The organism is Verrucomicrobiia bacterium, assembly GCA_035765895.1.
Taxonomy (GTDB): Bacteria; Verrucomicrobiota; Verrucomicrobiia; order Limisphaerales; family DSYF01; genus DSYF01.
Map to the genome: position 1 here is coordinate 14,256 of DASTWL010000088.1, position 23,546 is coordinate 37,801.

Annotated in this window: 24 protein-coding genes; 8 read left to right on the forward strand and 16 right to left on the reverse strand. The window is 61.8% G+C overall.

Translation table 11 applies throughout. The features are described from left to right. Window positions 1–265: 265 nt before the first annotated feature. From VFV96_17060 to uvsE, 3 genes are all read right to left on the reverse strand, one after another. The gene (locus tag VFV96_17060) at window positions 266–928 is read right to left on the reverse strand and encodes a trimeric intracellular cation channel family protein (protein ID HEU5072115.1); all 663 of its coding nucleotides are present in this window, start codon (window positions 926–928) and stop codon (window positions 266–268) included. Window positions 929–931: 3 nt separating this feature from the next. Then, a complete protein-coding gene (locus VFV96_17065; GenBank protein ID HEU5072116.1) occupies window positions 932–2,248 on the reverse strand; it encodes a M20 family metallopeptidase in 1,317 nt (438 codons plus the stop codon). Window positions 2,249–2,624: 376 nt separating this feature from the next. Further along, the gene (gene uvsE, locus VFV96_17070) at window positions 2,625–3,554 is read right to left on the reverse strand and encodes a UV DNA damage repair endonuclease UvsE (protein HEU5072117.1); all 930 of its coding nucleotides are present in this window, start codon (window positions 3,552–3,554) and stop codon (window positions 2,625–2,627) included. Window positions 3,555–3,644: 90 nt separating this feature from the next. Here uvsE and VFV96_17075 point away from each other — a divergent pair, with 90 nt between their 5' ends. Continuing rightward, a complete protein-coding gene (locus tag VFV96_17075) occupies window positions 3,645–4,226 on the forward strand; it encodes a YdcF family protein (protein HEU5072118.1) in 582 nt (193 codons plus the stop codon). A gap of 6 nt (window positions 4,227–4,232) precedes the next feature. Here VFV96_17075 and VFV96_17080 read toward each other — a convergent pair whose 3' ends face one another. The 4 genes from VFV96_17080 to VFV96_17095 form a co-directional block, all read right to left on the reverse strand. Then, window positions 4,233–5,171: an endonuclease/exonuclease/phosphatase family protein gene (locus VFV96_17080; GenBank protein ID HEU5072119.1), complete on the reverse strand. Its 939-nt coding sequence runs from the start codon at window positions 5,169–5,171 to the stop codon at window positions 4,233–4,235. Window positions 5,172–5,217: 46 nt separating this feature from the next. Beyond that, window positions 5,218–6,906 carry a TIGR03790 family protein gene (locus VFV96_17085; GenBank protein ID HEU5072120.1) on the reverse strand — a complete coding sequence of 563 codons (1,689 nt, stop codon included), beginning with the start codon at window positions 6,904–6,906 and terminating at the stop codon, window positions 5,218–5,220. Window positions 6,907–6,967: 61 nt separating this feature from the next. After that, on the reverse strand, window positions 6,968–7,756 hold the full coding sequence (locus VFV96_17090) for an MBL fold metallo-hydrolase (protein HEU5072121.1): 789 nt from the start codon (window positions 7,754–7,756) through the stop codon (window positions 6,968–6,970). A 12-nt stretch (window positions 7,757–7,768) separates the two neighbouring features. Continuing rightward, a complete protein-coding gene (locus VFV96_17095) occupies window positions 7,769–8,281 on the reverse strand; it encodes a hypothetical protein (protein ID HEU5072122.1) in 513 nt (170 codons plus the stop codon). A gap of 30 nt (window positions 8,282–8,311) precedes the next feature. Between VFV96_17095 and recN the strand changes: the two genes are divergently transcribed. After that, window positions 8,312–9,997 carry a DNA repair protein RecN gene (gene recN, locus VFV96_17100; GenBank protein ID HEU5072123.1) on the forward strand — a complete coding sequence of 562 codons (1,686 nt, stop codon included), beginning with the start codon at window positions 8,312–8,314 and terminating at the stop codon, window positions 9,995–9,997. A gap of 68 nt (window positions 9,998–10,065) precedes the next feature. On the opposite strand, the gene VFV96_17105 is transcribed toward recN, so the two are convergent. From VFV96_17105 to galK, 8 genes are all read right to left on the reverse strand, one after another. Further along, window positions 10,066–10,464: a response regulator gene (locus VFV96_17105; GenBank protein HEU5072124.1), complete on the reverse strand. Its 399-nt coding sequence runs from the start codon at window positions 10,462–10,464 to the stop codon at window positions 10,066–10,068. A gap of 172 nt (window positions 10,465–10,636) precedes the next feature. Continuing rightward, a complete protein-coding gene (locus VFV96_17110) occupies window positions 10,637–12,037 on the reverse strand; it encodes a TolC family protein (protein ID HEU5072125.1) in 1,401 nt (466 codons plus the stop codon). A gap of 21 nt (window positions 12,038–12,058) precedes the next feature. Beyond that, window positions 12,059–12,730 (reverse strand): CerR family C-terminal domain-containing protein, encoded by a 672-nt coding sequence (locus VFV96_17115; GenBank protein ID HEU5072126.1) that lies wholly within the window; start codon window positions 12,728–12,730, stop codon window positions 12,059–12,061. Between the two features lie 69 nt (window positions 12,731–12,799). Next, the gene (locus tag VFV96_17120; protein HEU5072127.1) at window positions 12,800–13,477 is read right to left on the reverse strand and encodes a GDSL-type esterase/lipase family protein; all 678 of its coding nucleotides are present in this window, start codon (window positions 13,475–13,477) and stop codon (window positions 12,800–12,802) included. Window positions 13,478–13,497: 20 nt separating this feature from the next. Beyond that, window positions 13,498–14,538 (reverse strand): aldose epimerase family protein, encoded by a 1,041-nt coding sequence (locus tag VFV96_17125; GenBank protein HEU5072128.1) that lies wholly within the window; start codon window positions 14,536–14,538, stop codon window positions 13,498–13,500. 91 nt (window positions 14,539–14,629) lie between these two features. Continuing rightward, the gene (locus tag VFV96_17130) at window positions 14,630–14,809 is read right to left on the reverse strand and encodes a hypothetical protein (GenBank protein ID HEU5072129.1); all 180 of its coding nucleotides are present in this window, start codon (window positions 14,807–14,809) and stop codon (window positions 14,630–14,632) included. A gap of 55 nt (window positions 14,810–14,864) precedes the next feature. Beyond that, window positions 14,865–16,814, reverse strand: coding sequence for a sodium:solute symporter family protein (locus VFV96_17135; GenBank protein HEU5072130.1), 1,950 nt, complete (start codon window positions 16,812–16,814; stop codon window positions 14,865–14,867). A gap of 55 nt (window positions 16,815–16,869) precedes the next feature. Beyond that, the gene (galK, locus tag VFV96_17140; protein ID HEU5072131.1) at window positions 16,870–18,051 is read right to left on the reverse strand and encodes a galactokinase; all 1,182 of its coding nucleotides are present in this window, start codon (window positions 18,049–18,051) and stop codon (window positions 16,870–16,872) included. Between the two features lie 360 nt (window positions 18,052–18,411). On the opposite strand from galK, the gene VFV96_17145 reads away from it, so the two are divergent. The 5 genes from VFV96_17145 to VFV96_17165 are packed head-to-tail and all read left to right on the forward strand — an operon-like array spanning window position 18,412 to window position 22,134. Beyond that, the gene (locus tag VFV96_17145) at window positions 18,412–18,801 is read left to right on the forward strand and encodes an RbsD/FucU family protein (GenBank protein ID HEU5072132.1); all 390 of its coding nucleotides are present in this window, start codon (window positions 18,412–18,414) and stop codon (window positions 18,799–18,801) included. After that, window positions 18,798–19,817 (forward strand): zinc-binding alcohol dehydrogenase family protein, encoded by a 1,020-nt coding sequence (locus tag VFV96_17150; protein ID HEU5072133.1) that lies wholly within the window; start codon window positions 18,798–18,800, stop codon window positions 19,815–19,817. The genes VFV96_17145 and VFV96_17150 overlap by 4 nt, the downstream gene beginning before the upstream one ends. Window positions 19,818–19,838: 21 nt before the next feature. Then, window positions 19,839–20,669 (forward strand): amidohydrolase family protein, encoded by an 831-nt coding sequence (locus tag VFV96_17155; protein ID HEU5072134.1) that lies wholly within the window; start codon window positions 19,839–19,841, stop codon window positions 20,667–20,669. Between the two features lie 7 nt (window positions 20,670–20,676). Continuing rightward, on the forward strand, window positions 20,677–21,726 hold the full coding sequence (locus VFV96_17160; GenBank protein HEU5072135.1) for an arabinan endo-1,5-alpha-L-arabinosidase: 1,050 nt from the start codon (window positions 20,677–20,679) through the stop codon (window positions 21,724–21,726). Window positions 21,727–21,780: 54 nt separating this feature from the next. Next, on the forward strand, window positions 21,781–22,134 hold the full coding sequence (locus VFV96_17165; protein ID HEU5072136.1) for a hypothetical protein: 354 nt from the start codon (window positions 21,781–21,783) through the stop codon (window positions 22,132–22,134). Window positions 22,135–22,137: 3 nt separating this feature from the next. On the opposite strand, the gene VFV96_17170 is transcribed toward VFV96_17165, so the two are convergent. Next, the gene (locus tag VFV96_17170; GenBank protein ID HEU5072137.1) at window positions 22,138–23,031 is read right to left on the reverse strand and encodes a LysR family transcriptional regulator; all 894 of its coding nucleotides are present in this window, start codon (window positions 23,029–23,031) and stop codon (window positions 22,138–22,140) included. A gap of 214 nt (window positions 23,032–23,245) precedes the next feature. On the opposite strand from VFV96_17170, the gene rpsO reads away from it, so the two are divergent. Then, entirely contained in the window at window positions 23,246–23,503 is a 258-nt protein-coding gene (gene rpsO / locus VFV96_17175; protein HEU5072138.1) for a 30S ribosomal protein S15, read from the forward strand. Window positions 23,504–23,546 lie beyond the last annotated feature (43 nt).

A 23,546-nucleotide genomic window follows, 5' to 3' on the forward strand; every position in this document is an offset into this window, starting at 1 on the left:
TGCCTCAAATGTGCTTCTAGTTGGTTTTTTTCTTTCCGGGAGGGCGCATGCTTCAACGAGCGCCGTCCCGATCTCGCGGTAGGATTTGGATGACCACGCCGCTATCGAACACGGCCGCCGGAAGGAATCCGATGAAGGCGAGGACAAGCGGTCGCTCCGAGGGCTGGAGTCAGCGTGTTTAGGACGCGTTCCGCATCCTCCGTTGTCCCTGGCAGGACATCGGAGAGGCCGTCGAAAACACTGCCGCATCTTAAAACAAGCGTGCTCATCCCTGATGCTCCGTGTTCGAATGTTTCGGCGAACGTATGGTCATTCGTTCGGGCTTGCCAGCGTTCGGAAGATGCCAGTGGCGTCGAATGGCCAGAAATCTGAGCGCAAAGCATAGGGTTGCACCCGCCATTCCCGCCCATCCTGGCGAAAAACCCAATTTGCGGCTAAAAATCACCACGGCGGAGCCAATTAGGGCAGCGACCGCATAAATATCAGCACGCAATACGATGGGGATTTCCGCCACAAGAACATCCCGAACCATCCCGCCGCCTATTCCCGTCAACATGCCGAGCAGAACCGCGGGCACCGGGCCAAGATGAAACGCGAGCGCCTTATTGGTGCCCTCAACGGCAAATAGAGCCAGACCGGCAGCATCGCACAACAGGACCGCCGTCTTCAGTCGATCGACATCCGAATAGCGGAAGAATGTGACTACGCCGGCCAGCAGGGAGACGGCTACATAACGCCAATCGTTGATCGCCAGTGGGGGAGTGGCTCCGATAACCACGTCACGAATGATTCCGCCCGAATTGCCAGCCAGAAAAGAAAGGACAAGGACGCCAAAGATGTCGAGCCGCCTCTTTACGCCCGTCAGGGCTCCGCTCAACGCGAAAACAAATGTCCCAGCCAAATCAAGAGCTAGATTGAAACTTTCCATTGGTCAGGTTGTCTTCGACCCGGCTGAATCGGGCGAGAGCCAGGCTTTCGTCGCAACCATCAGAGTCTGGATTCCCGTTTCCAAAGTTGGGTGAATCACGGGCGCAAAATGGGGGTTGTGATTGCTGGGGATTTCTCCCAGCCGTCCGGCTTTTTTAGCCTTGGCGTATTGAACTGGATCAATTCCGCCGACGAACCAAAAAACGGACGGCACATGCCATTCGGTTCCAAAGCACCCAAAGTCCTCGCTCGCCATTGTTGGCTTGGTGTTCTGAATTTGGTGAGCGGGAAAGTTCTTTCGAAACGCTTCAACCACCCGGTTGGTTGCTGCCGCATCGTTCTTGACCAGAGAATAACGATCCAAAAGGGTAATTTCCGGCTTGCGGGGGGCTCCAGACGCGACAGCCTCCGCATTGACTATCCGCTTGATGGCATCAAGCACGCGTTTGCGAACTCCTTCATCAAACGTGCGCACGTTTAGCTTGATGATTGCCTCGTCGGGAATGATGTTCTCTTTCGTTCCAGCCTCAAGCGCACCAATGGTGACAACGGCGGCTTCGGTGGGTGCCACCTCGCGGGAGACGATGGTTTGGAGCCGCATCACGGTTGATGCCGCCATCACCACTGGATCAATGCTGGTCTCGGGCATTGATCCGTGAGCCCCGCGACCAAACAACCGGATTTGCAAACTGTCGGCGGCAGATGTGATCACACCCGCGCGACCGGCGAGCGTTCCCGCTGAAAGGCTCATCACGTGCTGGCCAAGCACCACATCGGGTTTGGGAAATCGTTTGAACAGCCCATCGTCGATCATTGCTTGCGATCCCTCGGCGGTTTCCTCGCCCGGCTGAAAAACAACCAGCAGGGTTCCGCGCCACGTATCGCGGGCTTCGGCAAGAAGCATAATGGCGCCGATCAGCCAGGTGACATGCATGTCATGACCACAGGCGTGCATCACGGGCACAGTTCTGCCTTCGCGATCGGTTGCGGTCAGCTTGCTGGCATAAGGCAAACCGGTTAATTCTTTCACCGGCAGCGCATCCATATCCGCACGCAGCATGACCGTGGGGCCGCTCCCATTATGCAACAAACCCACGACGCCGGTTTTCCCAACTCCAGTGGTTACTTGATAACCCGCCGTGCGGAGCCGCGCGGCGGCCAGGCCAGCGGTGCGGGTTTCTTGCATGGAAAGTTCGGGATGGGAATGAATGTCTTTATAAAGCGCCTCCAAGTCTGGCAGGAGCTTTTTGAGACTGTCTGAAGGAGTATCAGCCGACTTCGAGTTTTTTATGCCGGGAGATTTGGCGCTTTTAGTTCTCATGTTGTTGAAGGGCAAATTCGCTGTAGGCCGTGCCTTTCTGCATGCCATGGGTTTCACTCACCGAACTGTCCAAGTCCAGAACCAGTTCCCGCATCACTCGATGGCCCATCCCCAACCATTCGCCGCATTGCTGGATTTGGCGCAGCCATTCGCGTATCGCGCTTTAGTATATATCGCTGACTTCCACTTGTGAAGACTGTCTGGGAAACATGGAATACGCTTGAAAATGGCAAGCCCCCTGAGAACTCGGCCGAATGCGTTAGAATTCCGATTCTTCGTTTGTTTTCGTATCAGCACGTTGCGCAAACAGGCGGACGCCCTTCACCTTCATGCCAGTTGGTCGGTGAGGAGTTGGCCGTTGGTCGCGGTTGACGGCTCATGGGCGGAGGAGGTCGGCCAGTAGTTTTGCGACGGCCAGTTCCTTGGCCTTCGCCTCAACTTCCACCGTGAGCGGCCAGCCCAACCATTCTTGCGGAAAATCCGCGACGTCGATGTAATCGTGATGCCACTCCGGTTTCGAGCCGTCCCAGCCTTCCAGCGGGCTGGAGATGTGAAAGAGCGGTTCGGTCTTCCAGGTCCGGCGCACGCGCTGCGTGGCTTCGGCGACGCTCAAGCCATCCGGCAGACAACGGTGGTGATGCACGTCGTAAACCAACGGCACACCGGTGTCCTCGCAAACCGGTAGCAAGTCCGCCGGCGTATAAACCTTGTCGTCGTTTTCCAGGGTGAGCCGCGAACGCACCCGCCCGGGCAGGCGCTCGATGTTGTTGCGCAGTGCGGTCAGCGCCGCGGATTTGTCGCCATACGCGCCCCCGCCGTGGAGGTTGAGCGTGTCCGCGCCGACCCACTCCGCAACCTCGGCCTGGTAGTCCAGTTCGGCCAGCGAGTGGGCCAGCGTCCTGGGGTTGGGCGAATTGAGCACCACGAATTGATCCGGGTGAAACGACAGCCGCAGGTGGTTGGCGCGCGCAAAGGCGCCGCATGCCTGAAAGCGCGCCAGGATGTCGGCGGCTCCCGGCAATTCGGAGGTCGTGTAACCCGCCGTGGGGTGGGTCTTCACGGGCAGAATCTGGCTGTTGATGCGAAATGCACCGATGCCGTGGTTTGCACAGAACCGCAGCGAGGCCAAGAGCGCCTCGGCGTTGGCGAGACACAAGGCTGCGAGCCGCGACAGGCGCCCCGGTTTGGGCAGGCGCAGCATCGCCGTGGCCGTCGTGGTGCGGAACTTGATCGGCTCACGGGCAAACTGGCAGCACAGCCCCAGGCGCAAGCCGCAGGGCGGGGCTTTGGTTGGCTCTTTCTTCACGAGGCCAATTCCTTTTGCGTGTTGACGACCGCATCCTCAATTCCTCAGGGTCTCGCCCGGAAGAATCCCTGATTCGGGGAATGCCATACGATGAAATCGCGACGGCGCAAGATTCTCGCGTGGGCAGGCCTGGCGGTGGGCATGCTGCTGCTGACGGGATTTTTCGTCGCCCTGTGGTTCTCACCCGTCTGGCTGGCGCTTGACGACCGGCCGGTGCCGGCCGACGCGATCGTGGTGCCGGGAGGCGAATGGGTGTTGCGGCCCAAGCGCGCAGCGGAATTGTTTCAACAAGGCCGGGCCCCGCGCATCATTGTCAGTGGCAAAGGCGAGGCGGAGCCGCTCCGGCTGGCTTTGCGGGAGCGGGGCGTGCCGGCCGTGGCCATCGAGCTTGAAGACCAGGCCCGCAGCACCCAGGAAAACGCCGTGTTTGTCGTTCGCCGGTTGCGGCAGGAAAAGGCACGGCGCGTCATCATCGTGACGTCGTGGTTTCATTCGCGGCGCGCGCTGCATTGCTTTCAACACTACGCGCCGGAGATTGAGTTTTACTCCGTGCCGGCCATGAATGATTGCCCCAAACCGGGTTGGCTGGAGGCGTCGCAACGCAAATGGGTCACGCTCGAATACGCAAAGCTAGCGTGGTATTGGGTGCGCTACGGCATCTCGCCATTCTAAGGCGGATCATTTTTCGGTCGTGGTAAACGTCGCGACAATCGGGCGGTGGTCTGAGCCGATGCCCCAATTCGGTAGCGTGAGGGCGTAGGTTCCGTCCTTCACCCATTCGCGGGCCATGCCCGGGCTGAGCAGGATGTAATCGAGCCGGCTGTAGGTGTCTTCCTTCCCGTAGTAATGCGTCCAGGCGATATTGCGCGGGAACCAGCGGGGATTGGTGGGATTGGGCCGGTTGTCACCGTTCTGCTCGGCGGGGCGGGTGTCCACCAGGGCGTTCTTGCCGCGGCCGACGACGGCCTTGACGCCGGCGGTGTCGTAATTGTCATTGAAGTCGCCGCAGACGAGCACATTGGCGTTGGGATTGGCGGCGAGCAGCGCCTCCACCTTGTCCCGCAGCAGCCGGGCCTCCTCGGTGCGCATCTCGGCTTCATCCGCCTCGGGCACGGGGCGGCGTGACTTCAGATGCGCGCCCAGCAACGTGAACTGATAGTCGGGCGTGACCTGGATATCCACTTCGGAGAAGCCGCGGCTCACGTGAAAACGGCGGCCGCTCAGCAAATACGTCTCGTTGGTGTGCGAGCGCCGTGCGACGATGGGGAAACGGCTGAGCACGGCGACATGAATGTTCGTGTCCCAGCCCTGCACGAATTCGGAATAAGGCAGGTCGAGCCCGTCCTGCTTCAGCGAGGCCTGCAATTCCTGCAGGGCGCTGAGCTGGCCGATTTCTTCCAGCGCCACGACGTCCGGCTTCAACGCCTTGAGATTGGCGCGCACCTGCGCCTTGGCCGCTTCGGACTTCGCGTAATGACGGGTTTCCGTCGGCTGGTCGAGATAGTTCTCCACGTTGTAGGTGGCCACGCGAAAGGTTTCGGCGAATGCGCCCGTGGCCGGCAGCACGAGCGCGATCATCAACGGGGACAGCCAGGCGGGGCGAAGCGGTTTTCTCATGGGCGATCAAATTGTCAGGCGCGACTTCGTTGTCAAAGCCGAAGGTTCACTTCGCCGGCGGGTTGGTGGAATTGAGCCCCTTCAACTCGCTCAACGCTGCATCGATGGCGTCCAGCTGGGCGTTGTGCGGGACGGGCGCCTGCGACCAGGTCAGCATCTGCCGGGCGACCTCGGATTTGCCGGGATAATCGGGGAAATCCGTCAACAACTGTTGATAGGTGTCCGTTGCCTCCTTGAGGTCGTGCTGCGCGGCGTAGCCTTTGCCCAGCTTCAACATCAGCCGGATGCGCTGTTGCGGTGAGGCGTCCAGCTTGAGCGCTCTGGCATAGGCATCGGTGGTGGACTTGGGCTTGCCCACGGTCGCGCAAAGGTCGCCGAGCTTTTCCATCAACACCGCACTGTGTTTGGTCAGATCGAGCTGGTCGAGGTAGTTGATCAATTGCAGCAACGGCGTGCCCCGCGCGATGTTCATGTTCACGATGCGCAAGTGGGACCAGGCCAGCAGCGGGCTTTGCAGGCGTTCGAGCCTCAGGTGCATCAACTGGGGAATCATCGCAAAGGCACGGTGCAACGGATCGCCCACCACGGTCGTCTGCCAGGACAGGCCGTTTTGCGCGGCGTAGGCGGCTTCCCCGAACGTGAAGCCGTCGATCAGCCAGCGCGCGGCGAACGTGCCGATGTCCGGCGTGCCGAGCAGATACGGTTCGTTGACGGAACCCATCGTGCAGGTGGCGCCCTTGGCCAGCAACGGGCCCACCCAGTCGGCGGTGGTGGAGCGGATCGTGTTCGCGTTCGCCGAATGGAGGTGATACGCGAAGGCGCCGGGCATGAACTCCATCTTGGGCGCGAGGAAAGGTCCGCTCGGGCTGCCGTCATACCAGCCGGCGTAAAACGCGATCTGGCTCATGGGAAAACCCGCCGGAATCGTGGTCGCGTTGGTGTCCAGATAGCTTTCAAATCCCATCACACGGCAGATGTCGTAAGCGGCGTGAATCCAGTCATCGCCGACCTTGTAATTCGGATCGGTGATGCTGCGGATGTCGCAGTAGGCCCGGCCCCAGTAACCATTGGTCTCCGCCTCGATGGCTTTATCGACCAGTCCTTTCGCGATTTCGGCCGTGGGGCCGTCCAGCCGGGCGACCATCAGGATGCCGTTTGTCGGGTTCAACAGGGCGGTGTTGGTGGTGGTGTAAGCGGCATTGCGCAGGACGCCACAGCATTTGTGAATCTCCGGCGGCAACGGCAGCGCGGCCAGTTCGGAGTCCACTGACGCCGCGTTGACCCGCAGTTCGGGGCGCAGCGTTTCCTCGCCTTCCTCGTGCAGGTCGGGCTCGTTGCGAATCTTCAGCGGCACACCGTAGCACAACACGACGTAGCGAATCCGGGAGGCCACCGGCATGCGCACTTCCCGCACGTCGGCCGCATTGGTGCCCGTCAGCCGGTTTGTGCCGATCTCCCAGAGGTGACGCGCCTCCAGCTCGTGCGCGAGCGGCTGGGCCAGTTCGGCGTCGTATTCCGCGCGGGGCATTTCCTCGGCGGTGCTGAGGTTGAAGCCCAGCACCTGGTTGTCCGGCACGTGACGCAGCGCGGCATAGTGCCGGGCCACGTCCTCCGATTCCGGAACTTTGCGGTTGTAAACCACGACGACTTCATTGCCCGACGGCGCGGCGGCAGCGTGCCCGCCGGCGAACAGCAGCGTGCCAAGGGGGGCGAGGATGAACAGTTTTGCTCTCATGAACCTTCTGGTTGGACCGCGCGAATGTCCGGACGTTTGAACAGCGCGGGCTTTTAAGCGTTTAGGCGGGACAAGTCACCTTCAAGCCGTCGTAGGCGAGCCACACGTTGGGCGGCAGTTCGGCCTGATGCTTGTCGTGGTCGTAATCGTGCGTCAGGTGTGTGAGGTAGGTGCGGTCGGCGTTGATGCGGCGGGCGGCGGTCAGCGCCTCGTCCAGGCACATGTGCGTCGGATGCGGCTTGAAACGCAACGCATCCAGCACCGCGACTTCCACCCCGCGGATGGCGGCGACGGCTTCCGCCGGAACCTCCTTGCAATCGCTGAAGTAGGCCAGTCGTTTGCGGCCGTTTTGCTCGAACAAGAAACCGTTGCTTTGAAAACGCCCGTGGGGCGCGGCAAAGGGCGTGATGCGCAGATCACCGATGGCGAACGGCCCGTTGAACACGTGTTCCTCGGGGATGAAGTAGCCCCTCGGCCAGGGGCCGTTGTGGAAGGCATAAATGAACACCCGCCGCAGCGCGGTCATGGTCGTTTCATCCGCCCAGATGGGCAGGGCGGTGCCGCCGCGCAGGTCACAAAAGCGCCGGCAGTCGTCGAGTCCCATGATGTGGTCGGCGTGCGGATGTGTGAACAGCACCGCGTCAAGCCACCGGATGTTCTCCCGCAGGCATTGCAGGCGGAATTCGGGCGACGTGTCCACCACGAACCGGGCTTCGTCCGAGACCACGTAAATGGACGGCCGGGTGCGGTGATTTTTGGGGTTCGCCAGATACTCCGGCGGATAATCCACGCCGATCAGCGGCACGCCCTGTGACGTGCCGGAGCCGAGAAAGGTGAATTCAAAGGGCATTACGTTCAATTTTTATTCGTGGCTCTTCTCGGAACCGAATACTTCAGCCGAGAAAATAATCCAATCGTGTGCTTTTAAAGCTTCATCAGTTGAGCGTTGTAGAAAACGAATTGGGGCGATTGCGTTTCGCTTTTTCTCATACGATGCGGCAGCACGCCAGCGGGGGAAACGTTGTTGAATCTTGCACGTATTTGTTATGGTCGAATGAGATTTGACCCGGATGGGCGCAGGCGGCGCCGCGCTGAACGTGGAGGTCATTGTTGAATTATCTGATGTGTCATTGACTCCAAATTCACAATCTAAATCGAAAATTGTTCCATTTGAGAAAACGCAGGTGAAGCTTGTGTAGTCAAATCCAACTTCTGGTTCGCTGATGATCTTGAGACTGCACTTTTCGGAAATTAGCCCTGTCTTTCGCGTAAAGCTGGCGATACCTAGCAGTAAGAACAATGTGAAGAGTATTCCTACAAGGATGAGGCAGCCGCCGATATGCCCTCTAAAATAGTTTTTGCCGAATGATTGCATGTCCGCTCAAATGGCGCGCGAACTGTAACCATGCTGAGCACGCTACGCATTAAAAACCTCGCCCTGGTCGCCGATCTCACGCTCGAATTGCAGCCGGGTTACAACGCCATCACCGGCGAGACCGGAGCGGGCAAATCAATCCTCATCGGCGCGCTGGGCCTCGTGCTGGGCGAGCGCGCCGACCGCGGCCTGATCCGCGCCGGCGCGGAGAGCTGCACGGTGGAGGCGGTTTTCGATGTCCGCCATTTGCGGGCGCCGCTGGCGGAGTTCCTTGCCGAAAACGGGCTCGAACCCTGCGAGGAGCATCAACTGGTCCTGAAGCGGACCTTTTCCGCCGCCGGCGCCAACCGGCAGTTCGTGAACGGGTCCGCCACGACGCTGGACCGGCTGGCCACCATCGGTGACTGGCTGGTGGACTTGCATGGCCCGCATGATCATCAATCACTGCTGCATCCCGGCCGGCAGCTGGCCATTCTCGATGCCTTTGGCGGTTGCGAAGCGGAGCGGGCCGCCTTTGCGGAGCTCGTGAAACGTCGCGCGGCGCTGGCAGCAGAGAAGGCCGCGCTGGTGGTGGATGAAAAAACCTATGCGCAGCAGCTTGACCTGCTGCGCTTTCAGGTTCGCGAAATCACGGGGGCACAGTTGCAACCGGGCGAGGATGCGGAGATTGAAGCCGAACACCGGCGCGCCGCGAATGGCGCCAGGCTCCTGCAGCTCAGTCAGGCCGCGCTGGACCTGCTGGCGGAGAGCGACACCTCGGTGTTGACGGAGGCCGGTGTGGTGGGGCGCACATTGCAGGAGCTGCAACGGATTGATCCGGGCGCGGGCGCCCTCGTTGTCCTGCATGAACAGGTCACGGCTCAATTGCGCGATTTGCAGGGCGAATTGTCGCGGTATGCCGACCGCGTGGAGGTGGATCCTGCGCGTCTGGCCGAGCTCGAGGAACGGTTGAATCTGCTGCAAGCGCTCAAACGCAAATACGGCGCGACCCTGGTGGAAGTGATCGCCTTCGGTGACGAGGCGCAGCGCAGGTTGCAGGCGCTCGAATCGCGCGATGCCGAGCTGGCGCGCTTGAACGGGGAACTGGAACGGCTGGACGCGGACCTCCAGCGCGTGGGGCAGCAACTTTCCGCCAAGCGCAAGAAGGTGATTCCCAAGCTGAGCAAGGCCGCCTCGGCGCAGCTGGCGGACCTCGGCTTCAAACAGAGCCGGCTGGACGTGCAATTAGCGGCGGCGCGGGAGGATGTCAGTTCGGTCACGAGTTCCGGTATGGACACGGTGGAATTCCAGTTTGCCCCGAATCCGGGCGAGCCGGCGCAGCCGCTTCGGGCCATTGCCAGCTCGGGAGAACTTGCGCGGGTGATGCTGGCGCTCAAGACCGTGCTGGCCGCGGAAGATGAGGTGCCGGTGCTGATTTTCGACGAGGTGGATGCGAACGTGGGTGGCGAAACCGCTCATGCCGTGGGCAAAAAAATGCGGCAGATTGCGGCCCAACGGCAGGTGTTGTGCATCACCCATCTGCCGCAAGTCGCTGCCGCGGCGGAGGTGCATTTCGTCGTCACCAAGCACGTGAACGACGGCCGGACGACTTCGGAAATCGCCCGCCTGGACCGGAAGTCCCGCGTGGCCGAACTGGCGCGCATGCTGGGCGGGCAGGGCGACGCGGCGCGCAAACACGCCGAGGCCATGCTGCGGGACAAGGCACCACAAGCGTGACCGTCCGACAGTGAAACCACCGAAACGGCGGGTCAAACTGCCAGGCTGCGCGGGCAGCGCAGAGCGAATCAGCCCGGGACCAGGCTCGGTTCCCCGGGCGGTTCCGGCACGAGCCGGCGAATTTCGTGCATCAATTTGGCGGGACTGAACGGCTTGGTCAGAAACAGCACGGCGCCGGAGGATTCCGCCTCCTGCCGGGTGAGGATGTGGCCGTTGGCGGTGACGATGATGACCGGGATGTCTTTGGTGGCATCATCCGCTTTCAACACTTTCAACGCGGTGAGCCCGTCCATTTCCTCCATCATGAAGTCCATGACAATCGCGGCGGGGTGATCGCGACTGGCCGCTGAGACAGCCTCGCGTCCGTTGACGGCTTTCAACGTTTCAAAGCCGGCCCGGTCGAGGTGGTGCTTCATGAGGACGTGCATGTAAGGCTCGTCGTCAACCACCAGTATTTTAGGCGTCATCACAGGCAGCGGGTTTGCGGCAGGAAGATGACCCAACTTCGCCGGGCATTCAACGTCAGACTTTGACGCCGCTTGCGGCAAGGGAGGTTGCTTAAAGTCTGCCTCCGCGCCCGACGATGATGATGTCCCGGGCGGCCTCCGTGCGTTCGGATTTTTGCCAACGCGATGCGCTTTACTTGACCCTCGGAGCCGCGGGGTCCGGCACGTCCTGCCCGATGGCGCGTTCCAAACTGGCACGGGCCACGAGATAATCGTGCAAGGCCTCGTTCTTCGTCGTGCGGGCTTCCGTCAGCGAGGTTTCGGCATTCAGCACGTCAAGTTGCGTGCCGGTGCCGGCGTCGTAACGCGACTTGGCAAGGCGCAGGGCCTCATCGCCCTGCTCGACGACCTTTTGCGTGGCATCCAAAACTTCGCGGGCCTCGATGAACGTGGAATAAGCGGTGCGCACTTCCAGTTCGATCTGCCGGCTGCTGTCGTCGAGCTGCAGGTGGGATTGTTCAAGCCGCGCCCGTGCCTCGGTGACTTTGCCCTGCGTCTGCCGGCCGTCAAAGATGTTCCAGCTCAACTGCGCGCCGGCATTCCAGCCGCGCACATCGGTGGCCAGGTCATCGACGAAGGACGAGTTGCGCCAGCCGTAGCCGCCGTAAAGTTGCACGCTGGGCTTGTAGCCCGATTTGGCGGTGGTGACGGACTCTTTGGCCAGCGCCTCGCCTTTGCGCAGCGCATTGAGTTCCGGGCGGCGGGCGAGCGCCTGTGCGATGGCGGCGGGCAGTTCGATGTGGTAGGGCTCGACTTCGAGGCGGTCCGTCAGCTGGAGAGGGATGTCCTCCCACACGTTGGCCGGCAGATTGAAACCCAGCAGATTGGCGAGGTTGTTCTTGGCGATGCGCCAGTCGTTGCGGGCCCGGCTCAGCCGCGGTTTGGCGTTGGCCACCTCGACCTCGGCCCGGAGCACGTTGAAACGCGGCACGGTGCCGGCCTCGTAGCGGCGGGTGGTGTCTTCCAGCTCCTTCTGCAACAATTCCACGGAGGCCTCGCGCACGTGGATTTGCTGCTCGGCCAAGAGGGTGTCGTAATAAGCCTTGCGAACGGCCAGCAGGGTGTCGGCGATGACGGCCTGATGTTGGAAGAGCGCCTGATCGCGCGTCAATCCGGCCGTGCGCAGCGCGGACGCGATGCGGCCACCCTCGTAAATCGACTGCACCACGCGCAGCCCGGCGTTCCAGTTTTGATCTTTCTGGAAGGAAAACGTGTTCGGACCCACGGTCGCGGTTTCAATGGCGTCGTTGAATTCGTAATTGCCCGTCGCTGTCAGCTTGGGCAGCACGATGGCGCGGGTTTGCACCACGATGCCATGGGCTACTTCCAGGTCCTGACGGCTTTTCAACACGGTGCTGTTTTGCTTCAGCGCCATGTTGATGGCATCAGCCAGCGACAGCGGCTGCGTGAGCCAGCCGGGGAAATCGTTGGTCGCCGGCATCGTCGTGGTTTGGGCGTGCAGCGCGATGCCGGGCAGCAGGGTGGCAAGCGCGCAGAGGGTGGACAGCAAAGGGCGGGGGATGCGAATACTCATGATGTTGATTCCAATAAAGGCCTAGTGACGGGACTTGGGCGCGGGCAGATGCTTGAGCGCTGCCAGTGAAAAATCTGTGATGTGCCGGGCCAGGGCCTCAATCTGCGCATGGCTGTGCGTCAAATCCGGGAACAGCCGGCTCAGCAGCGGCCGGCAATGGTGATAAAATATCGCCTGGCTGACGACGCTCAAACCCGCCCGCCGGACGACGGTCGGCGTGGCTTTGGGCCCGAGGATTTCCCGGATAATCGTGAACAACAGGTCCGACATCGGCCGGATTTCCCGCTCCACAATTTCGTCGAGCGCCTGGGTGGGGTCGATCATTTCGCGCAGCATCAGGCGGCTGCGGCTCGCGTGCGGACCGGTGTCAAAGATGCGCAGGAGCAGGGTAAGCACAAACGCGTGCAGCCGTTCCTCGGCGGTCGCGTCGGGGCCGAGCCCCATGCCGGGTGGATATTTTTCCACCGCCTCCCGGAGTGAATGCCGCAGGACTTCGGCGTAAAGCGATTCCTTGTCGCCAAAATGATAGTGAATTGCGGCAATGTTGGCGCCGGCGCGCTGGCAGATTTCCCGGACCGTGGCGTTGCGGAAGCCCACTTCGTCAAACACCGCCGTCGCGGCTTCAATCAGGCGGCGACGCGTCTCGGCTTCCGCTGCGAGCGGAGCCGGCGGGGTGAGCAGGGGCGCAACCATCGTAGCGTCATAGTTTCAAACACCTGTTTGAACTGTCAAGCATCCGCTGCAAGCGCGGGCGGGCGCGGCTCATTGGGGCAGGTAGGGGCGCACTTTGTCCGCCAGCAGCTTGTAGCCTTCGGCGTTGAAGTGCAACCGGTCCGGGCGGAAGAGTTCCGGCCGCGGCTTGCCATCGGGCCCGAGCGACAGGGCGTAGACATCCACGTATTTCACGTGGGGCGTCTTCCTGGCGAACGCGGCCACCATTTCGTTCATGGCCTGTTCCTGGTCATGCTGCTGCCAGCGGGACGGCGTTGAGTTCCAGGCCATGAAATAAATGTCGGTGGCGGGCAGCTTGGCGTGGATGGTTTTTACAAACGCCTCAAAGTCGGCAAAGACCTGCGTGGGGGATTTGCCGTTGGCCAGGTCGTTGCCGCCGGCGCGGAAGAAAATGGCGCGTGGCTCGTAGGGGAAAACAATCCGGTCGGCGAAGTGCGTGCTGTCGGCGATTTCCGAGCCGCCAAAACCGCGATTGATCACCTGATGATGCGGGAAATCGGCGGCCAGCGTTGTCCAGAAGCGGATGGTGGACGAGCCGAGAAAGAGAATCGCGCCCTTGGGCGGCGGATTGGTGCGGTCGCTTTGTTCGAACGCGGCAATTTCCCGTTCCCATTGGGCGAAGTTGTGGTTGGTTTCACCCGCACCCAGTGCGCGCGGAGCCAACGCCGTCACGAGTCCCAAACAGATAACAGCAAACAATGACTTCATGAGATTTCCAATGGTTTAGGTTATGCAGCAGAGAAGCGATGCACGGTGGTCTGCCGGTAAATCTGTCCCGGGTGCAAGATGGTGGTGGGAAAGTGCGGCTGATTGGGGGAATCCGGATAATGCTGGGCCTCGAGGCAGAAGGCATGGTGCGGTCCGTAGCTCCAACCGCCCTTGCCGGTCAGGGAGCCGTCGAACCAGTTCGCCGTGTAAAGCTGGATGCCGGGCTCCGTGGTGAATACTTCCATGACGCGGCCGGATTTCGGTTCCGCGACGCGGGCGGCGAGCGCGAGCGACTGACCGCCACCGCGCAGCACGAAATTGTGATCGTAGCCCTGTGGTGTGCCGCCGAGTCTGGCGAAACGGGCGCCGATGGCGGTGGGCTTGGTGAAGTCAAGCGGGGTGCCCTGCACCGCGCGGATTTCGCCGGTTGGAATCAGGTTGGCGTCCACGCTGGTGTAAAAATCGGCGGCCAGCATCAGCCGGTGCTGTTTGACGTCGCCCCGCCCGGCGAGGTTGAAATAGCTGTGGTTGGTCAGGTTGACTGGCGTGGGCTTGGTGGTGCGGGCAAAATATTCGATCGCCAGCTCGTTTTCATCCGTCAAGGCCATGATGACCGTGACGTCCAGCTTGCCCGGAGAACCCTCCTCGCCGTCGGCGCTCGTGTAGGTGAACTTTACGGCCGCGCCCCGCAACGGCCGGGCCTGCCAAAGCACCTTGTCAAAGCCTTTGCGGCCGCCGTGCAGCGCGTTCGGGCCATTATTGATCGCAAGTTTGCAGGTGCGGCCCGCCAGGGTGAAACGGCCTTTGGCGATGCGGTTGGCGTAGCGTCCGACCGTGCAGCCGAAGTAGGGATGGCCTCGGAGGTATTGGGCGAGATTGTCGAAACCCAGCACCACGTCGCCAAGGCGGCCTTTCCGGTCCGGCACGTGCAACTCTGTGAGGATGGTGCCGTAATTGGTGATCTTGGCGACGAGCCCGTGGCGGTTTTGCAGGGTGAACAGGTCCACGCGCTGGCCGTTGGACAATTTGCCGAAGGGTGAACGGATGACCGAAGGTTTCATCGGGCGTGCAGGTAAAAGGCGGACGGTGCCGGCGCAAAAACAGCAGCGCTCCCGCCGTGGCCGGCGCGGTCACGACGGGAGCGGCGACAAATCACGGCTTGTTATTTTTCCGGGCGTTGAGCGCCATCCACAACATCCAGATGCCGAAGATGAGGAGGAACACTCCCCAGATCAGGTTGATGTTGATGTTGAGCGACCGCTCGTAAAGCTCCTTGTTGGAGCCGGAGACGAGGCCGTAAATGCTCATGAGCGCACCGATGATGCTGAACATGAGACCAATGGGGAGGCGAATATCGAGACCCATAGTGTTAGCTCCTTTTCAGGTTTTACCAGAAGATGAAGTTGAGAATGACGCAGCCGATGAGCAGGAGGATGCCCGTCACCGCCGGCTTGAGATACCACGCCTCATCCTCGGCCTTGAGTTTGGGCGTCATGGAATAAACGAGGCCCTTGAGTTCCTCGTTCGTCTTGGTCCGTGCTGTCGCGAGCGAAATGCCCGCGGTCAAGAGCAGACAGACAATGAATGCGAAGCTGGCCAGCCAGAAGTTCTGGGCCATTTCGCTGGGGAACTGCTGCACCACGCCAAGGTATCCACCCTTCATCGGGTTGAGCACATGGCCGCTGGCGAAGTTGGTCGTGGTGGTTGTGACGGCGTGGAACACGGCCGAGGTGCCGATGCCGCCGAGCAGCCCGAGGAAGGCGCCGGTGCCCGTGGTGCGCGCCCAGAACATGCCCAGCAGGAATGTTGCAAACAGCGGGGCATTCACGAAGCCGAACACCAGCTGAATGATGTCCATCGCATTGTTATACATGGAGGCGAAATACGCCGCCCCGATGCTCAACAAAATGCCGACGACGGTGATGACGCGGCCCATCCACATGTAGTGGTCGTCGCTCTTGTTGGGCGCGAGATAGGCTTGATAGAGGTCGTAGGTCCAGACCGTGTTGAAGGCCGTCACGTTGCCGGCCATGCCGGACATGAACGACGCGAGCAGGGCGGTCAGCGCCAATCCAAGCAGGCCGGGCGGGCAATACTTTTTGACCAGTGAGAGGATGACGCCGTCGTAATCGTATTCAGCCACGCTGTTGTAAACGCCGTCCTTGATCTGTTCATCGGTCATGGGCTGGGCCGCATTGGCGGCAATCAACGCCGTCAGCTTGTCGGCGTTGACCTTTTTGCCCAATGTTTCACCCACGGCGGTGACGGTGGCCGCGGCCTCGGCGGGCTTTGCCGCCTTCACGGTGGCGACGGCCTTCTCATAAGCCGCGTCGGCGATGATCGGCGGGGGAATGCGATAATGCTTGTCCGGCATGGCGGTCAGGGCCACGGCAATCATGCCGGGCACAATCACCAGCGCGGGAAACAACATTTTCGGCACGGCCGCAATGATGGGCGTGCGCCGGGCGGCGCCCATGTTCTTGGCAGCCATCGCGCGCTGGACTACGAGGAAGTTGGTGCACCAGTAACCGAACGAGAGCACGAAGCCGAGGCCGAAGACCATGGCGAAGAGGTCCACGCCCATTGGATTGGAGGACGCCCCGCCCAGCAGAGGTTTCCACGCGCTGGTCCAGGCATCGGCCGCGAAGCTCTTGCTGTTCAGGTCGTATGCCATCGGATTCTGCGCCACCTGGCCCAGCGTGCTGTTCATGTGATGCCAGCCGCCCACGTCCTTCAGGCCGAGATAAACCACCGGGGCGAAGCCGAGCACAATCATGAAGAACTGCAGCACTTCGGTGTAAATGGCCGAGGTGAGGCCGCCTTTCAGCACATACACCAGCACGACCGCGGAACAAATCCAGAGCGCGAGATGATAATTCCAACCCAGGAGCTGATTCAGCAATTTGGCCAGCGCGTTCATCGAGATGCCGGACGCAAATACCGTCATCACGGCGAACGAAATGGAGTTCAACGCGCGCACCCGTTCGTCAAAGCGCATCTTGAGGTATTCCGGCACCGAACGCGCCTTGGAGCCGTAGTAGAACGGCATCATGAACACGGCCAGAAACACCATCGCCGGAATCGCGCCCACCCAGTAGAAGTGCGCCGTGGCGATGCCGTATTTCGCGCCGCTGGCCGCCATGCCGACCAGTTCCAGGGCCCCGAGATTCGCCGAGATGAACGCCAGCCCGGTGACCCAGGCGGGGATCGAGCGGCCGGACGTGAGAAAGTCCGACGAGCTCTTCATGTATTTCTTCAATGCGAAACCGATGCCGATCACGAACGCCGTGTAGAGCGCCAGGATCGCGTAATCGATCAGCTTGAGGTCGATGTGCATAGTGCGATTTTTCTAGGTTTAGTTTTGTGGGGTTGTCAGCGGGAAAGGTGGTGGGTCAGCCCTGCAACAAGGTGGCTCCCTGGCCCGGGCGGGAGACAAATAGCGACGGGGTGATCTTGGTCTTCGCCTTGTAGGCCCGGGCGATTTTGGCCGCGATGGCCTTGACCTTGGACGCCTGCACGAGCGCCACGCAGCAGCCGCCGAAGCCGCCGCCGGTCATGCGGCAGCCAAAGACGCCGCCCTTCCGGCCAATGCCGTGCGCAATCTCGACCACGTCATCCAGTTCCGGGCAGCTCACCTCGTAGTCGCCGCGCAACGAGCCGTGGCTCGCATACATCAGTTCGCCGGCCGTTTCCCAGTCGCCGCGGGCAAAGGCCCGGGCGGCGGTGGTGGTGCGCTCGATTTCGGTCACCACGTGCCGGGCGCGGCGGAAAACCAGATTGGACATCCGGCTGGGCGCGGCGTTGACGTCCGCCAGCGTCGCGCTGCGGAGCGACTTCACACCGAGCAGCTTTGCGGCTTCCTCACACTGACGGCGGCGGTCGGGGTATTCGCTGCCGGTCAATTCGTGCTTCACGTTGGTGTTGATCACCAGCACGGCCACGGACTTGGACTTCATCGGCACCAACTGGGTTTTGCGCGACTGGCAGTCGAGCAGGAGCACGTGGTCCTGCCGGCCCATGACGGAAATGAATTGGTCCATGATGCCGCAGGGCATGAGCGCAAATTCATGCTCGGCCTTCTGGCAGAGCAGTCCTTTCTGGACTTGCGTCAGCTTCTTGCGCGTCACCGCCTCGAGCAGCGTGGCCGTGGCCACTTCGAGCGCGGCGCTGCTGGAGACACCGCCGCCGAGCGGGACGGTGGATTCGATGTGCGCGTCAAAACCGGGGAGCTTGGCGCCGAGTCGTTGGAACCCAACCAGCACGCCCTTGAAATAATTGGCCCACGCCGGTTCGCCGCGTTGGATGGGCTGGTCCAGGTCGATGGTGGCGGTTCCTTTTGCGGTGCCGCTGGTCAAGGTGATGCGGTTCGTGCCGTTGGGTGCGGCGGCGATGACCGTGTAGCGCTCCAGCGCCATGGGAAAGACGAAGCCGTCGTTGTAGTCGGTGTGTTCGCCGATCAAATTGACGCGGCCGGGGGCGGCGGCAATCCATTGCGCAGCGCGGCCGGCACGCCTGCGAAAGGCGTTGGCGGTGGTGCGGGAAAGTTCAGAGAGAGGGGTGTTGGAACCGATCATGTTGTGCTGAGTGTCTTTTAGTCCTGTGTAATCCTGCGTGCTGGGCGCGGGTTAGTATGAAAAAAATCCCCGGCGCGTCGAGCCTTTCCTTGAAGCATGGCTTGCCTCGCAACGCGATTGACGGCGCCTTTGCTAATGCATGCGTTCATTGAATTTCAGTCTGAAACCCGCTGGCATCTTCAGAAAAGGACTGACGCTCCAGCCGGTGGGGAGTGAACGGCGTGGCCAGCCCGGGACGCGCGCCACCGTGCCAAGTTCACCGGGATTTCGCCAGCCAATTGTTTTGGTCTCCCGGCCCGCGTGCCCGTTGACTTGACTGCCGGCCGGCTTCACTTCGATTATTCGAGCCGCGCAACCAACATGCTCAAAACTGGCATCCTCAATCCCCAACTGAATTCCCTGCTGGCGCGGGTGCGCCACACCAACACGCTCGTCATCGCCGACCGCGGATTTCCGTTCTGGCCGATGATTGAAACGGTGGACCTTTCCCTCGTGGACGGCATTCCCACGGTGCTCGACGTCGTGCGGGCGCTGCGGCCCAACTTTGTCGTGGGCCAGGTCTGGATGGCAGAGGAATTCCTCAAGCACAACGACGAGCCAACGCGCGCCGCCTTTGCCGCCGCGTGGGCCGGCGTGCCGGTCGCGCACGAACCGCACACCGAGTTCAAACGGCGCGTGCCCCAGGCCATCGGCCTCATCCGCACCGGCGACACCGTGCAATACGCCAACATGATTTTGCAATCGGCATGAAGGCGCTGTTCATCACCAAACCGGGGGAGACCCAATATGCCGACGTCGCCGCCCCGCAGCCGCAACCGGGCGAGGTGCTGCTCCAGGTCCGCCGGCTGGGTTATTGCGGCTCAGACCTGAACACATTCCGCGGCTTCAATCCGTTGGTCACGCTGCCGCGCATTCCGGGTCATGAGATTGGCGCCACGATTGCCGCAGTGACGCCGGGGGTGCCCGACCACTTTCAGCCCGGCATGGAAGTCACCGTGGTTCCCTACACGACGTGCGGGACCTGTCCTTCGTGTCGCAGCGGCCGGGTCAATGCCTGTCGCAGCAATCAGACGCTGGGCGTGCAACGTGACGGCGCGCTGACCGAATTCATTGCCGTGCCATGGCAGAAGCTGGTGCGTTCGGAAAAATTGTCGCTGACGGAGCACACGCTCGTCGAACCGCTCAGCGTCGGTTTTCATGCGGTGGAGCGGGGCCGGGTGGGTGCGGCGGACACCGTGCTGGTCTTCGGCTGCGGCATGATTGGACTGGGCGCCATTGCCGGCGCGGCCCTGCTGCGGAATGCGCGCGTGATTGCCGTGGATGTGGATGACGCCAAGCTGGCGCTGGCCCGGAAAGCCGGCGCGGCCGAGGTCATCAATTCCAAGACCGGCAACCTGCACGAGCAGGTTCAGGCGCTGACCCAGGGCGATGGTCCGGGGGTGGTCATTGAGGCGGTCGGATTGCCCGCCACCTTTCGCGCCGCGGTGGACGAAGTCGCCTTTGCCGGGCGGGTCGTTTACATCGGTTACGCGAAGGAGCCGGTGGCCTACGAGACGAAATACTTTGTGATGAAGGAACTCGACATCCTGGGTTCGCGCAACGCGACGGCCCAGAATTTCACGGACGTGGTCGGCGTCGTGGAATCCGGCCGCTATCCGGTGCGGGAAACCATCACGCGGGTCGTGCCGTTTGCGAACGCGGCGGCCGCGCTGGCGGAATGGGCGGCCGATCCGGGCCGGGTTACGAAGATTCACGTCGAGTTGTAGGGCGTGCATTGTCAGCAGGCCATGACCATTGACGCGCACCACCATTTTTGGCGTTACAACGCTGTGGAGTTTGGCTGGATCGATGACGCCATGGCGGCGATTCGTCGCGACTTTCTGCCCGCGCAGCTCGAGGCGGAAATCGCGGCGGCCCGGGTGGACGGCGTGATTTCCGTGCAGGCGCGGCAGTCATTGGTGGAAACGGAATGGCTGCTCAACCTCGCCGAGAATCATTCCTTCATCCGGGCGGTGGTTGGCTGGGTGCCTTTGAGTTCCCCCGGGGTGCGTGCCGACCTCGAACGTCTGGCTGAACAGCCAAAGCTTCGCGCCGTGCGTCACGTGTTGCAGGGCGAACCGGACGAGCGTTACATGCTGCGGCCGGATTTCAACGCCGGGATCCGCCTGCTGCGCGAATTTGATTTGCGCTATGACCTGCTGATCTTCGAGCGTCACCTGCCGCAGACGATTGCCTTTGTGGACCGGCATCCCGACCACGTGTTCATCCTCGACCACATCGCCAAGCCGAAGATTGCGGTGAACGAACTTTCGCCGTGGCGCGAGCGGCTCGCGGAACTCGCGGAGCGGCCGAACGTGTATTGCAAGATTTCCGGCCTCGTCACCGAGGCGGATTATCGCACGTGGACCGAGGAACAACTGCGGCCCTACCTGGAAACCGTGCTCGAAGTGTTTGGACCGCATCGCCTGATGTTCGGGTCGGACTGGCCGGTCTGCCTGGTGGCGTGTGGTTACGCCCGCTGGGTTTCGCTGGTCCGGGATTTCATCCGTGAACTCTCGCCGGCGGAACAGGCGCGCATTTTGGGCGGCACAGCGGTGGAGGCTTACGGCCTGGCCTGATTCAAATATGCAGAGACGAACATTCGCATGTCGCTGGCTGATTGTCCTCGCGCTGGCCGGGCTGGCAGTGCGAGCGAACGCGCAATCGCCGTCATTTGCCAATTCCGGCCCGGGCGCGGAACAGGCCCGGCGGGATGCGTTCCTGCGCGTCCATGATCCGTCCACCATCGTGCAGGACAGCGAACGTTACTGGACATTCTGCACCGGCAACGGCGTCCGCTCATTATGGTCCACCAACCTCGTGGACTGGCATTTTGGTCCGCCGGTGTTCACGCCGACGAATCTGCCGGCGTGGCATCGCCAATGGGTGCCCGCCAATCGCGGTCATTTTTGGGCGCCCGATTTGATTCATCTGCGCGACCGCTGGTTCCTGTATTATTCCGTGTCGAGCTGGGGTAAAAACACTTCGGCCATCGGCCTTGCCACCAATGCCACGCTGAATCCGGATGATCCGCGCTTCGGCTGGCACGATGCCGGAATGGTGGTGCGCGCGGTGCCGACGAATGATTTCAACACCATTGATCCCGCGGTCTCGCTCGACGCCGACGGGCGCCCATGGCTGGCGTTCGGTTCGTATTGGAGCGGCATCAAACTCGTGGAACTGGATCCACAAACCGGCCTGCGGCGCGCGCCGGATTCGCCGTTGTATTCGCTCGCCTCGAACGAGTCCATCGAGGCGGCATATCTTTACCGGCAGGGCACCAACTATTATCTCTTCGTCAACTGGGGACAATGTTGTCGCGGCACGAACAGCACCTACGAAATCCGGGTGGGCCGGAGCGACAAAATCACCGGACCCTATCGCGATCGCGACGGTTTGGACCTGCTGGGCGGCGGCGGTTCGCTCGTGTTGGGCAGTGCGGGCAAAGTCGTTGGCCCGGGCCATGCGGGCATCTTTACGGCGCGTGGCACGGATTGGTTCAGCTTCCACTACTACGACGCCACCCAACGCGGCCGGGCCACGTTGGGCATTCGCAAACTGCGTTGGGACGAGGCCGGGTGGCCTGTGATTACCGGGGAAACGCCCGGCGGCGACGTGCACGTGCACGCGGAGTAAGCCGCCGCCGCTCATGAGTTGTCTTTTGCGGGCGCGTGCGGAACATTCCCGAACATGAGCAGCCAGTCCGAATCGTCCCATTCTGTCCGCCGGGCCGTGGTCCGGCTGCGCCGGGTTGGCCTGCTCATCCTGGTGCTCGGGCTGGTGGGGGCAGGCGCCTTGCGTTGGTTCGCGCGTCCGGCGGGCGTCATCGCCGGGGATGACGGCTTGGTGCGCCTCAATACGGACAACACGAAAATCGTGGCGCGCAACCAGCAACTGCTCTACGGCAAGACGGCTTACAATCTGATGGGCCTGCTTGACGACTTGAAACAACCGGGCGCCCTCGCCGTGATGCTGGTGTTGTTCTCGGCGGCGGGTTGCTTCATTTGCTTCCACCTGGCGCGCGTCCGCGAAGAAAACGGCTGAGCTTCACTTGGCGGTGGCCACGGACTGGGCGCATTTCAAAAATTGCTCCGCCACGGGCGGCATCGGTGTGTTAGGGAAGGCGCCGCCGATGATGGCTGGTTTAACGGCCGGCGTGAGCGGCAGAAGTTTCAAACGCGGCCCGGCCATGCACGCCACGGATTCGGAAAGCAACGCCACACCCGCGCCCGCCTCCACGGCAGCGATGATGCTGGTGACGCCGTCATGTTCCTCGACGACCCGCGGTTTTTTTTTGACGCCGGCAAAAAGCGCCTCCAGCAACGCGTAATAATCGGGGTATTCCCGGCGGCCATACGCCACGAGCGGCTGCGCCGCAATGTCCGCCAGCGTGACCGTGCGTTTCTGCGCCAGCGGGTGGTTGGGCGCCACGGCCAGCTGGATGACGTCCGTGGTCAGCGGCACGAACCGCAGGCCGCGCATCAAGGCGGGCGGCTGTTGCACCATCAGGGCGAGCTGTAATTTGCCGGTGCGCAGGCCGTCCAGCATTTCTTCCGTGGACAGATCGTGGAGGCGCACGCGCACGTGTGGCAATTCCGTCTGGAATGCCCGCAACGTCGGTGGCAGCAGCCGCGCCGTGGGGGAGGGGGCGTAGCCGACGTGCAATTCCCCGCGTCCGCCCGAGGCCACTGCCCGGGCGGCTTGCAGGCCTTGTTCCAGCCGGACCAGCACGGCCTGGGCTTCCGGCAGAAACGCCCGTCCGGCGGCCGTGAGCTTGACGGATTTGGCGCTGCGTTCGAGGAGCGCAAAGCCCAGTTCCTCCTCCAGATCGCGGACCTGGCGGCTGATGGCCGGTTGCGAGACGTGCAGCTTCAACGCCGCCCGCGAGACGTTTTCCTCCTCGGCAACGGCAATGAAGTATCGAAGATGGCGCAGTTCCATGCGGTGGTGCCTATTTGGGGGAAATCGAGCCGGACTGCAATCGAATCCGCTGCCGTCAAAGGGATGTTCAAGCGGGTTCGGGTTTGTGCCGCGGAGGGGGAGAAGGCCGCCCCCACCTTGCCGCTGGATTTTAATTCCTTTACACCAAGGCCCGTAAAAACTAGTCTTCGCGCTCTTAGAGAACTAAAGAGCACTAGGAAGTTTGACCGAAAATATGGAAGCCAAGGCGAAGACCATCGCGGAATTCAAGACGCACGACAAGGATACCGGCTCGGCCGACGTGCAAATCGCGCTGCTGACCGAGCGCATCAATCATCTTACCGAACACCTGCAGACCAACAAGAAGGACCACAGCTCGCGCCGTGGCCTGCTGATGCTCGTCGGCCAGCGCCGCCGGCTGCTCAATTATCTGCAAACGAAGGACGTGGCCCGCTACAAGGCGGTGACCAAGAAGTTGAAGCTGCGTCACTAAGAAAACGCACCCTGCGAATGCAGGAACGTTCAATGGTTTGAAT

What these genes read in the sequence shown, in the direction of transcription:
- VFV96_17060 (HEU5072115.1), bottom strand. Translation starts at nt 928, where the DNA reads ATGGAAAGTTTCAATCTAGCTCTTGATTTGGCTGGGACATTTGTTTTC.
- VFV96_17065 (HEU5072116.1), bottom strand. Translation starts at nt 2,248, where the DNA reads ATGAGAACTAAAAGCGCCAAATCTCCCGGCATAAAAAACTCGAAGTCG.
- VFV96_17075 (HEU5072118.1), top strand. Translation starts at nt 3,645, where the DNA reads ATGAAATCGCGACGGCGCAAGATTCTCGCGTGGGCAGGCCTGGCGGTG.
- VFV96_17080 (HEU5072119.1), bottom strand. Translation starts at nt 5,171, where the DNA reads ATGAGAAAACCGCTTCGCCCCGCCTGGCTGTCCCCGTTGATGATCGCG.
- VFV96_17085 (HEU5072120.1), bottom strand. Translation starts at nt 6,906, where the DNA reads ATGAGAGCAAAACTGTTCATCCTCGCCCCCCTTGGCACGCTGCTGTTC.
- VFV96_17090 (HEU5072121.1), bottom strand. Translation starts at nt 7,756, where the DNA reads ATGCCCTTTGAATTCACCTTTCTCGGCTCCGGCACGTCACAGGGCGTG.
- VFV96_17095 (HEU5072122.1), bottom strand. Translation starts at nt 8,281, where the DNA reads ATGCAATCATTCGGCAAAAACTATTTTAGAGGGCATATCGGCGGCTGC.
- recN (HEU5072123.1), top strand. Translation starts at nt 8,312, where the DNA reads ATGCTGAGCACGCTACGCATTAAAAACCTCGCCCTGGTCGCCGATCTC.
- VFV96_17105 (HEU5072124.1), bottom strand. Translation starts at nt 10,464, where the DNA reads ATGACGCCTAAAATACTGGTGGTTGACGACGAGCCTTACATGCACGTC.
- VFV96_17110 (HEU5072125.1), bottom strand. Translation starts at nt 12,037, where the DNA reads ATGAGTATTCGCATCCCCCGCCCTTTGCTGTCCACCCTCTGCGCGCTT.
- VFV96_17115 (HEU5072126.1), bottom strand. Translation starts at nt 12,730, where the DNA reads ATGGTTGCGCCCCTGCTCACCCCGCCGGCTCCGCTCGCAGCGGAAGCC.
- VFV96_17120 (HEU5072127.1), bottom strand. Translation starts at nt 13,477, where the DNA reads ATGAAGTCATTGTTTGCTGTTATCTGTTTGGGACTCGTGACGGCGTTG.
- VFV96_17125 (HEU5072128.1), bottom strand. Translation starts at nt 14,538, where the DNA reads ATGAAACCTTCGGTCATCCGTTCACCCTTCGGCAAATTGTCCAACGGC.
- VFV96_17130 (HEU5072129.1), bottom strand. Translation starts at nt 14,809, where the DNA reads ATGTTCAGCATCATCGGTGCGCTCATGAGCATTTACGGCCTCGTCTCC.
- VFV96_17135 (HEU5072130.1), bottom strand. Translation starts at nt 16,814, where the DNA reads ATGCACATCGACCTCAAGCTGATCGATTACGCGATCCTGGCGCTCTAC.
- galK (HEU5072131.1), bottom strand. Translation starts at nt 18,051, where the DNA reads ATGATCGGTTCCAACACCCCTCTCTCTGAACTTTCCCGCACCACCGCC.
- VFV96_17145 (HEU5072132.1), top strand. Translation starts at nt 18,412, where the DNA reads ATGCTCAAAACTGGCATCCTCAATCCCCAACTGAATTCCCTGCTGGCG.
- VFV96_17150 (HEU5072133.1), top strand. Translation starts at nt 18,798, where the DNA reads ATGAAGGCGCTGTTCATCACCAAACCGGGGGAGACCCAATATGCCGAC.
- VFV96_17155 (HEU5072134.1), top strand. Translation starts at nt 19,839, where the DNA reads ATGACCATTGACGCGCACCACCATTTTTGGCGTTACAACGCTGTGGAG.
- VFV96_17160 (HEU5072135.1), top strand. Translation starts at nt 20,677, where the DNA reads ATGCAGAGACGAACATTCGCATGTCGCTGGCTGATTGTCCTCGCGCTG.
- VFV96_17165 (HEU5072136.1), top strand. Translation starts at nt 21,781, where the DNA reads ATGAGCAGCCAGTCCGAATCGTCCCATTCTGTCCGCCGGGCCGTGGTC.
- VFV96_17170 (HEU5072137.1), bottom strand. Translation starts at nt 23,031, where the DNA reads ATGGAACTGCGCCATCTTCGATACTTCATTGCCGTTGCCGAGGAGGAA.
- rpsO (HEU5072138.1), top strand. Translation starts at nt 23,246, where the DNA reads ATGGAAGCCAAGGCGAAGACCATCGCGGAATTCAAGACGCACGACAAG.